The organism is Maricaulis sp. (assembly GCF_048269565.1).
Taxonomy (GTDB): domain Bacteria; phylum Pseudomonadota; class Alphaproteobacteria; order Caulobacterales; family Maricaulaceae; genus Maricaulis.
In genome coordinates, this window is sequence record NZ_JBLXIK010000006.1 from 156,464 (window position 1) to 165,364 (window position 8,901).

The window sequence follows — 8,901 nt, forward strand, 5'->3', positions numbered from 1 at the left end:
TTTGAAATATTGATTGTCGAATGCGACGGGATGCCGCTGGGGTTTTACAGGCACAGGGGGAGTGCCCCGAATTTCGCCAACGTTTGCCCCCTGAACGGGGCGGGTGTGGCTGTGGTGCGGCCACTACTGCGCAAGTTGTTTCCGGCGGTGAGCCTTGAATTCGAGGAATACGAAGAGTTGTGGTGAAGGTAGCCTCGGGCGTTTCTACCTTCTTTGTCTTGCCTTCACGCACCCTGGAACCCTTGCCAAGTCCAGTCTGGCCGGGTCCAGGCATGGTTTTCAGGGCGGGGTCTGGCCTCGCCTCTTTCCTTCCCGGTTTACCGGGGAGGGGGACCGCCCGTAGCCTTGGCGAAGGGTGGTGGAGGGGCCGGCGCGCGACAGCGCGGCGGTGTCTGGCGCCAGCGTCGCCCCGCAGCCTGCGGCTGCGGCCCCATCGACTCCTGCTTCGCCATGGCTACGCGGGACCCACTTCCCCGCCCGGGGCGGGGAAGAAAGCGTCGTCGACACCGATCTGTTGATACACTTATCCTGCCGCGGACCAGAGGCACACATCCCTCCCGCGCCAAACACAAACAGGAAACCCCATGATCGGCTATGTCACGCTCGGCACCAATCGCTTCGAGGAAGCGGCGGCCTTCTATGACGCGCTGCTCGCCGAACTCGGCGCCGCGCGCACCATGCAGGGCGAGAGCTTCATCGCCTGGGCGGGCGGCGACGCGCCGGGGATTTCCATTATCCTGCCCGAGGACGGCGAGCCGGCCACTGCCGGCAATGGCTCGATGATCGGTCTGGTCCTCGACAGCCCGCAGGCCGTCGATGCGCTGCACGCCCGCGCGCTGACGCTGGGGGCGGCCGATGCCGGCGCGCCGGGGCGGCGCAGCGCGCATTTCTATGCGGCGTATTTCCGCGATCTCGATGGGCACAAATATCTGATTTACTGCACGAGGTGAGGCGGGCGCCCCGCTCACTTCCTCCGGCACTGATCCACGAAATAGCGAAACAGCGCCCTTGCCGTGCCCTGGTGGAGCAAAAGCTCGGGATGGTATTGCACGCCCATGCGCAGGGCGGGGACCTCGGCCTCGATCGCCTGGATGCCGTCGCTGGCGCGTTCATGGGCAACGACACTGAAGCCGGGCGCCGGATTGCGCACGGCCTGGCGGTGCAGGCTGTTGACCTCGAGTTCGGTGCAGCCGGTCGCCGCTTCGAGATGTGAGCCGGGTTTGATCCGGATCGGCTTGCGGAAAATCATGTATTCGATCGCCGTGGTAGGCCAGGTGGCGATGAGCTTGGGGTCGAGGGTCTGGTGCAGATCGCCGCCGGCATGGACATTGAGCATTTGCAGGCCGCGGCAAATGCCGAAGGCGGGAATGCGGGCATGATCGGCCCAGTCCATCCAGGAGAATTCGAGATGGTCGCGGTCGTGATCGAACTCGGACTCAAAGCTCTCATCGCCGGCATAGCGGGTCGGATGGATATCGAGCCCGCCGCTCAGCAACAGGCCGTCGGGCCTCTCGCCATGCCAGTCCTCAAACGGCGCCGTGATCCGGGTCGAGCGGCCGCCGCCGAGAAAGATCGCCAGCCGCAACAGCCAGGCGACACCGTGATCGCCGCGCGTGGCGGCGGTGAAACCGATCAGCGGTCTGCGCGATCTCGCAGGACCGTCAGGCATTATTTGACCTCGGCCGGCAGGCGGCCATGGCGCAGCAGATGCGAGATGATGAAGAGCGTGCCCAGCGCGACGCTGCCGGCCTCGTCGGCGCGGATATCGGTCTGGGCGTGCTTGCCACGCTCGCCGCGTTCGAGGGCGGCATGGATATCATCCTTCAGGGTCTCGAAATCGGTCATATTGGCCCAGAGATGAGCGATGCGCGCGTGCAGCTTGGTGTCGGACCGCGTCATGCGGTGCCAGCTCTCCTCGATCCGGGCGAAATACTCGGCATCGTCCAGGCTGGTCCCGGTCAGGCCGGCCAGCCAGACGAGGGGGAGTTTGGAGCGATAGCCGATTTGCGGCTTGCCGGGCTCGGGCAGGGGCTCGCCGAGGGTCTGCAGGGCGAGCAGCAGCGGGTAGTCGATCCCGGAATGGACCGAATGCGTGATGCCGGCCCACAGGCGCGGATTGATCTCGATCAGTTCGGGTGCGTGATCGGCCGCGCCGGTCCAGCGAAAATCGGCCTGCAGCGTGCCGGTCCAGCCGGACGCCTCGACCAGGCGCTGCATGGCGGGCTCGAACGGGGTGGCGAGCACGGTCTCGCGCAGGGCGCCGGCACCATTATGCGGCGGGTATTGTTCCAGATTGCGATAGGCGGAGAGGGCGAAGACGCGCTTGCCGTCGGCCATCGCGGTGACGCAGTAATCCTCGCCGGGCACCAGCGCCTGCAACAATTGCGTGCCCTTGCGATGGGTCAGCTCGTGTTCCAGCGCCTTGGCCGTTTCCACCATCAGCACGCCGCGCCCGCCATTGCCCTGCGCCGGCTTGATGATTAGCGGCGGGCTGTTGCGGAAATCGCCTTCGCCCGGCTTGAGCGGGGCCTCGAACACGTCGGTGACCGGGGCCGGCACATCCCAGCTCTCAAGCGAGCGCGCCAGCCGGTCCTTGGGATCGACCTGGTCAATCGCCTCCGCCGGCGAGGCTGCGATGACGACACCGTCGGCAAAGCGGTCGCGGTGTTTGGCCAGCAGCGAGGCGTCCTCGAATACCGGCATGATCAGGACCGGGCCCTCACCGACGAATTCCCGGCTCAATTTGACCAGCGCCTCGACATAGGCCTCCGGCGCCTCGCCGGGATCGGGCACGCGCCGGTTGTCATCGCACAGCTTGGAAAAGCCCAGCACCGTCCACTCAACGCTGTCGACGCCGATCATCTTGCCGGCGACAGGCCGCAGCGACTGGCCCACGGTCAGCGCCATCAGCGAGCGGGCATAGGTGATGATGATGGTCGGTTTCGACATGCGGGCGCCCTTGTGTGTCCGGGTGAGGGGGGAAACTAGCATGGATTCGGCGGTTGAAACGAATGCCCTCCCTGTCGTCTCCGCAGCGCGCCGGTGCGCTCTGCGGCAATCTGCAAATGCCTCTCACCCGCATACATACTGCGCTTGGCGGCGGTGTTTAAGGCCGAAACTGCTTGACCCCAATGGCCAAGAAGATGTGAGAATGCTTCCCAATAAGAGGCGGTTCCCAGGGGACGCGACCTCAGGCAAAACCGGAGCACCGCTCCGAGGGGGAAGCGCGTTATGAAGCCGACCAATACCGGCGATCCCGACTATTTCCACAAGATTGTCGATTGTCAGTGGGCCTGTCCGGCCCATACCCCGGTCCCGGAATATATCCGGTTGATCGCGCAGGGCGAGTTCACCGAGGCCTATATGGTCAATCGGCGCTCGAATGTGTTTCCCGGCATTCTCGGCCGCGTCTGCGACCGGCCATGCGAGCCGGCCTGCCGCCGCGGACGTGTCGAGGAGGAGCCGGTCGCGATCTGCCGCCTCAAGCGCGTTGCCGCCGACCATCGCGACGAGGTCGCCCACCTGGTGCCGCAAAAGCCGGCGAAGACGAACGGCAAGAAGATCGCGCTGATCGGTGCGGGCCCAGCCTCGCTGACGGTGGCCAATGATCTCGCGCCGCTGGGTTATGAATGCACCATCTTTGAAGCCATGCACCGCCCCGGCGGGTTGATGATCTCCAACATCCCCTCCTTCCGCCTGCCCGAAGACGTGCTCGATGAGGAGATCGGCTATATCCTCAATATGGGCGTCGATCTGAAGCTCAATCACCGTATCGAGAGCATGCGCGCCATGCTGGCCGGTGGTTATGACGCCATCTTCATCGGTTCCGGCGCGCCCAAGGGCAAGGACCTCAATATCGAGGGCCGGCAGGAGGCCGACGCCAATATCCATATCGGCATTGACTGGCTGGAAAGCGTCGCCTTCGAGCATATCGAGACCATCGGCAAGAAGGTTCTGATCATCGGCGTCGGCAATACGGCGATGGATTGCTGCCGCTCCTCGCTGCGGCTCGGCGCGGATGATGTGAAGGTGATGGCGCGCAAGCCGCGCGAATTCTTCAAGGCCTCGCCCTGGGAGCTCGAAGACGCCGAGGACGAGAATGTCGAGATCCTCGTCAATCATTCGCCCAAGCGCTTCGTGACCGAGAACGGCAAGCTCGTCGGCATGGAATTCGAGCTGATGGAGTATGATCTCGACGCCCGCGGCAATATCACCGCGACGCGCACCACCGGCACCAAGATCATTCCCTGCGATGATGTCATCCTGGCGATCGGTCAGGAAAACGCCTTCCCCTGGATCGAGCGCGATATCGGGATCGAGTTCGACAAATGGGGCGTGCCCGTCGTCGACACCACCACCTATCAATCCACCGTCCCCGGCGTCTTCTTCGGCGGCGACAGCGCCTTTGGGCCGAAGAATATCATCTGGGCTGTCGAGCACGGCCACCAGGCGGCGATCTCGATCCATAAGCATTGCGAGAAGACAGATCTGGCGGCGCGCATGCCGCGCGGCGTCAATCTCAACTCGGCCAAGATGGGCGTCAATGAGTGGATGTATTCCAATGATTACGAGCGCGGCCATCGCGGTGTGATGCCATTGGTCGAGCTCAAGGCACGGCTCGGCAATCGCAAGACCGAAGTGGAGATGGGCTATACCGCCGAGCAGATCGTCACCGAGGTGCAGCGCTGTCTCAATTGCGATGTCCAAACCGTGTTCGATCCGCCCCTGTGCAAGGAGTGCGATGCCTGTCTCGATATCTGTCCGGTCGATTGCCTCTCCATCGTCGAGAATGGCGAGGAAGACGAGCTGCGCACCCGGCTGAAGGCGCCGGCGGACAATCTCGACCAGGCGCTGTTCGTCTCCGCCCCGCTGAAGGATACCGGCCGGGTGATGGTCAAGGACGAAGACCTCTGCCTGCATTGCGGGCTGTGCGCCGAGCGCTGCCCGACCGCCGCCTGGGACATGCAGGACGGTGATATTCTCATCCCTCACGTTGCCGAGGAAGCACGGAGCATCGCGGCCGAATGAAGGACCTCGTGGACACCATGGCGGATATCCGCATCAACGACTTTGTCATCAAGATCGGCAATGTGAACGGCACCGGCTCGGCCAGCGCCAATGGCCTCCTGATGAAGGCGATCTTCCGCATGGGCGTGCCCGTGGTCGGCAAGAACCTCTTCCCGTCCAACATCCAGGGCCTGCCGACCTGGTTCGAGATCCGCGTCACCAAGGACGGCTATATGGCCCGCTCCGGCGCCGCCGATCTCGTCGTCGCGATGAATGCCGAGACCTATAAGCGCGACCTCGCCGAAGTCTCGCCGGGCGGCTATCTCCTGTATGATTCCACTTGGCCGCGCCCGGAGCTTCATGCCCGCACCGACATCACCGCGATCGGCGTGCCGCTGGCGCGCCTGTGCAATGCCAAGTTCGACAATGCCCGCACCCGGGTGCTGATGAAGAATATGGCCTATGTCGGCGCCGTCGCCGGCCTGACCGGGATCGATGTCGATGTCATCAAGGGCTTGGTCGAGGAAATGTTCGGCTCGAAACCCAAGTTGATCGAACCCAATATGACCGCGATCAATCTCGGCCTCGATTATGTCCGCGAGCACTATCCCGAGCCGCTGCCGCTGCGCGTGCAGGCGATGGATGCGACCCGGGGCAATGTGCTGATCGACGGCAATACCGCTGCCGCGTTGGGCTGTGTCTATGCCGGCGCCACCTTCGGCGCCTGGTATCCGATCACGCCCTCGACCTCGCTGATGGACGGGTTCAAATCCTTCTGCGAGAAATTCCGCGTCGATGCCGATACCGGCGAGAAGAATTTCTGCATCATCCAGGCCGAGGACGAGCTCGCCTCGATCGGCATGGCGGTCGGTGCGGGCTGGAATGGCGCCCGCGCCTTCACCCCGACCTCCGGGCCGGGCATCTCGCTGATGAGCGAGTTCATCGGCTTTGCCTATTATTCCGAAGTGCCGGTGGTGTTGTTCAACGTCCAGCGCGCCGGGCCGTCAACCGGTCTGCCGACGCGCACCCAGCAATGCGATCTCACCTTGTGTGCCTATGCCAGCCATGGCGACACCAAGCATATCATGCTCTTCCCGGCCAATCCGGCCGAATGCTTCGAGATGGCGGTGCAGAGCTTCGACTTGGCCGAACGCTATCAGACGCCGGTCTTCTTCATGACCGATCTCGATATCGGCATGAATGACTGGATGATCCCCGAGCTCGACTGGGATGACAGCTATCAGCCCGACCGCGGCAAGATCCTCTCGGCTGAAGAGCTGGAAGCATTGCCGAAATACTATCGCTATGAAGACCGCGATGGCGACAATATCGCCTACCGCACCGTGCCCGGCGTGCATCCCAAGGGCGCCTATTTCACGCGCGGTTCCGGCCATAACTGGAAGGGCGGCTATACCGAGGACGCGGCCGAATACAAGGAAGTGCTCGACCGGCTCACGCGCAAATGGGAAGACTCCGCCGACGCCGTTCCCGGCCCGGTCATCATCGAGGCCAGCCAGCCGACCCGCCGCGCCATCATCTCGCTCGGCGGCTGTGACGGCGCCGTGCGCGAGGCGCTCGACCGGCTCGCCGAACAGGGCATCCACCTCAACTATATGCGCGTGCGCGGCTTCCCCTTCTCCGCCGAGGTCGAGGCCTTCATGGACAGTCATGACGAGATCTATGTCGTCGAGCAGAATCGCGACGCCCAGCTGCGCGGCCTGCTGATCAACGAGACCTCGGTCGACAAGACCAAGCTGATCCCGGTGCTCGATTATGCCGGCATGGCGGCCAATCCCGCTTTCATCATCGAGGGTGTCACCGCACACCTGACGGCCGAGGAGGCCTGACATGACCTCAATGTCCAAACCGCTGATCGACAAGCATTTGCCGCGCAACAAGCTCGGCCTGACGGTGCGCGATTATGAAGGCTCGATGTCGACCCTGTGCGCCGGTTGCGGCCATGACTCGGTCACCGCCGCCCTGGTCCAGGCCTTCTGGCAACTCGACCTGCCGCCGCACAGCGCCGCCAAGGTCTCCGGCATCGGCTGCTCATCGAAGACCACGGCCTATTTCATGGGCCAGTCCCACGGTATCAATTGCGTCCATGGCCGCATGCCCTCGGTCGCGACCGGCGCCAATGCCGTCAATGGCGACCTGCATTATATCGGCATTTCCGGCGATGGAGACAGTCTCTCGATCGGTTTCGGCCAGTTCGCCCACGCGATCCGCCGCAATCTCAACATGCTCTATGTGCTGGAAAACAATGGCGTCTATGGCCTCACCAAGGGCCAGTTCTCGGCTTCGGCCGATATCGGCACCAAGTCCAAGAAGGGCATCGCCAACGAGCAATCGCCGATCGACCCCTGCGTCCAGGCCCTCACGCTCGGCGCCGGCTTCGTCGCCCGCGCCTTTTCCGGCGACAAGAGCCAATTGGTGCCGCTGATCCAGGCCGCCCTGATGCACAAGGGCTTCGCCCTGATCGACGTCATCTCGCCCTGCGTCACCTTCAACGACCATGCCGGCTCCACAAAGAGCTATGCCCACACCTTCAAATACTACCACCCGCTGATCCACACCGATTTCGTCGCCCATGCCGAGGAAATCACCGGCGCCTACAATGAAGACGGCGCCATGACCGTCGCCATGCATGACGGCGGCACCCTGAAACTGCGCAAGACCGCCGACGATTACGACCCGCGCGACCGCGCCCAGGCCATCGAAACCCTGCTGCTCGGCGACAGAAGCGGCGAAATCCGCACCGGCCTGCTCTACGTCAATGAAGACATGGCCGACATGCACGCCGCCAACCATTTGCCGAAGACGCCGCTGAATGCGCTGCCGTATGAGGCGTTGACGCCGGGGCGGGCGGCGTTGGCGAAATTGCAGGGGCGGTGGAAGTAGGGGGGGTGTCAGTGTCGAGCGCGACGTCGATCTCGGTCCAGCTATTGGGTCTCGCGACCGTGATGGTAATGATCTACATCTTGGCGCTCAATTTTGTCATCGGAGAAGACCTGTCAATCGGGAAAATTGCGCTGCTGGCGCTTTTCGTGTTTGCCGACATATCGATTTCCTGGGCTCTGCTGTGGCTCACCAAAAGTTGGCGCAAAGTCCTGCCGTATTGTCTGTTGGTGGCGATGGTTCTCGCCGTGTCAGTGACCCTCGCGCTGGCCCTGGTTCTCGGGATGAATTTGGCATTCCTACATGTCACATTTTCGGTTCTTCCGGTTGTGGCGGCGGCGCAACTCATGATCCGGCTCGGAATGGCATGGATGGTGTGACGGCGCTCCGGACGCCTTCTTTCGTAACACATTTCCAAATCAGTCTTTGTCAGAGTGAAGAGGTAGTGTGTTGCGGGCGCAGAAAGTCTGCCTCCCGCCAACACCACCCCATAAACCTCTTGCCTGCGAGTGGGCCAGCCGGGCTCAACGGCGTCAAGGCCGCCTTCGGCGCCGCTTCGCGGGCATGCGCCTTGACGACGCTGAACCCCGGTGGCGAGATCCCGGCATGAGGTTTATGGCGGGGCCTGGCCCCGTGCCGGGGCCTTGGTGTTCGACAAAATCAAAATTTGTCATCCCTGACGGATGCCCGGGCGCGCCAGCGATCCGGGCGTAGATCAGGGACCCAGACGCCCGACGGATGGCCACGGTCGTGCCGCGGCGTCAATTATTGGCCACCGCAGCCTCACGGGTTTCACGTTGGCGGGTCTGGGTCCCTGATCTGCGCCCCGCATTCGCGGGGCATACGTCAGGGATGACAAGGATGTGGTTTTTGGGGAAAGGGGCGGGTGGTGGATCGCCCACCTATCCAGCATTTTCGCCCCAAATCAGCGTCATTCCAGCGCAGGCTGGAACCCAGATTCACGCACCGCCGCGGATCAAGATAGCGCAACCCCAT

The 8,901-nt window shown here is 63.2% G+C and carries 7 protein-coding genes; 5 read left to right on the plus strand and 2 right to left on the minus strand.

Annotated features, from left to right (window positions below; translation table 11 throughout):
* Positions 1-584: 584 nt before the first annotated feature.
* The gene (locus ACN0YL_RS12255; RefSeq protein WP_417498177.1) at positions 585-950 is read left to right on the plus strand and encodes a VOC family protein; all 366 of its coding nucleotides are present in this window, start codon (positions 585-587) and stop codon (positions 948-950) included.
* A gap of 14 nt (positions 951-964) precedes the next feature.
* Here the strand turns inward: ACN0YL_RS12255 and ACN0YL_RS12260 are convergent, their stop codons facing one another.
* Positions 965-1,669 carry a gamma-glutamyl-gamma-aminobutyrate hydrolase family protein gene (locus ACN0YL_RS12260; RefSeq protein WP_417498178.1) on the minus strand — a complete coding sequence of 235 codons (705 nt, stop codon included), beginning with the start codon at positions 1,667-1,669 and terminating at the stop codon, positions 965-967.
* Entirely contained in the window at positions 1,669-2,949 is a 1,281-nt protein-coding gene (locus ACN0YL_RS12265) for an ATP-grasp domain-containing protein (RefSeq protein ID WP_417498179.1), read from the minus strand. Before ACN0YL_RS12265 ends, ACN0YL_RS12260 begins: the two co-directional genes overlap by 1 nt.
* A gap of 282 nt (positions 2,950-3,231) precedes the next feature.
* Between ACN0YL_RS12265 and ACN0YL_RS12270 the strand changes: the two genes are divergently transcribed.
* From ACN0YL_RS12270 to ACN0YL_RS12285, 4 genes are all read left to right on the plus strand, one after another.
* Positions 3,232-5,028 carry an FAD-dependent oxidoreductase gene (locus ACN0YL_RS12270; protein ID WP_417498180.1) on the plus strand — a complete coding sequence of 599 codons (1,797 nt, stop codon included), beginning with the start codon at positions 3,232-3,234 and terminating at the stop codon, positions 5,026-5,028.
* Positions 5,025-6,854 (plus strand): 2-oxoacid:acceptor oxidoreductase subunit alpha, encoded by a 1,830-nt coding sequence (locus tag ACN0YL_RS12275; RefSeq protein ID WP_417469189.1) that lies wholly within the window; start codon positions 5,025-5,027, stop codon positions 6,852-6,854. Before ACN0YL_RS12270 ends, ACN0YL_RS12275 begins: the two co-directional genes overlap by 4 nt.
* Position 6,855: 1 nt before the next feature.
* On the plus strand, positions 6,856-7,908 hold the full coding sequence (locus ACN0YL_RS12280) for a 2-oxoacid:ferredoxin oxidoreductase subunit beta (protein ID WP_417469191.1): 1,053 nt from the start codon (positions 6,856-6,858) through the stop codon (positions 7,906-7,908).
* 62 nt (positions 7,909-7,970) lie between these two features.
* Positions 7,971-8,285 carry a hypothetical protein gene (locus ACN0YL_RS12285; RefSeq protein WP_417469192.1) on the plus strand — a complete coding sequence of 105 codons (315 nt, stop codon included), beginning with the start codon at positions 7,971-7,973 and terminating at the stop codon, positions 8,283-8,285.
* The last annotated feature ends 616 nt before the right edge of the window (positions 8,286-8,901 follow it).

Bases quoted from the DNA above. Each gene is read 5' to 3' on its own strand.
- ACN0YL_RS12255 (WP_417498177.1), top strand. From the start codon at position 585: ATGATCGGCTATGTCACGCTCGGCACCAATCGCTTCGAGGAAGCGGCG.
- ACN0YL_RS12260 (WP_417498178.1), bottom strand. From the start codon at position 1,669: ATGCCTGACGGTCCTGCGAGATCGCGCAGACCGCTGATCGGTTTCACC.
- ACN0YL_RS12265 (WP_417498179.1), bottom strand. From the start codon at position 2,949: ATGTCGAAACCGACCATCATCATCACCTATGCCCGCTCGCTGATGGCG.
- ACN0YL_RS12270 (WP_417498180.1), top strand. From the start codon at position 3,232: ATGAAGCCGACCAATACCGGCGATCCCGACTATTTCCACAAGATTGTC.
- ACN0YL_RS12275 (WP_417469189.1), top strand. From the start codon at position 5,025: ATGAAGGACCTCGTGGACACCATGGCGGATATCCGCATCAACGACTTT.
- ACN0YL_RS12280 (WP_417469191.1), top strand. From the start codon at position 6,856: ATGACCTCAATGTCCAAACCGCTGATCGACAAGCATTTGCCGCGCAAC.
- ACN0YL_RS12285 (WP_417469192.1), top strand. From the start codon at position 7,971: ATGGTAATGATCTACATCTTGGCGCTCAATTTTGTCATCGGAGAAGAC.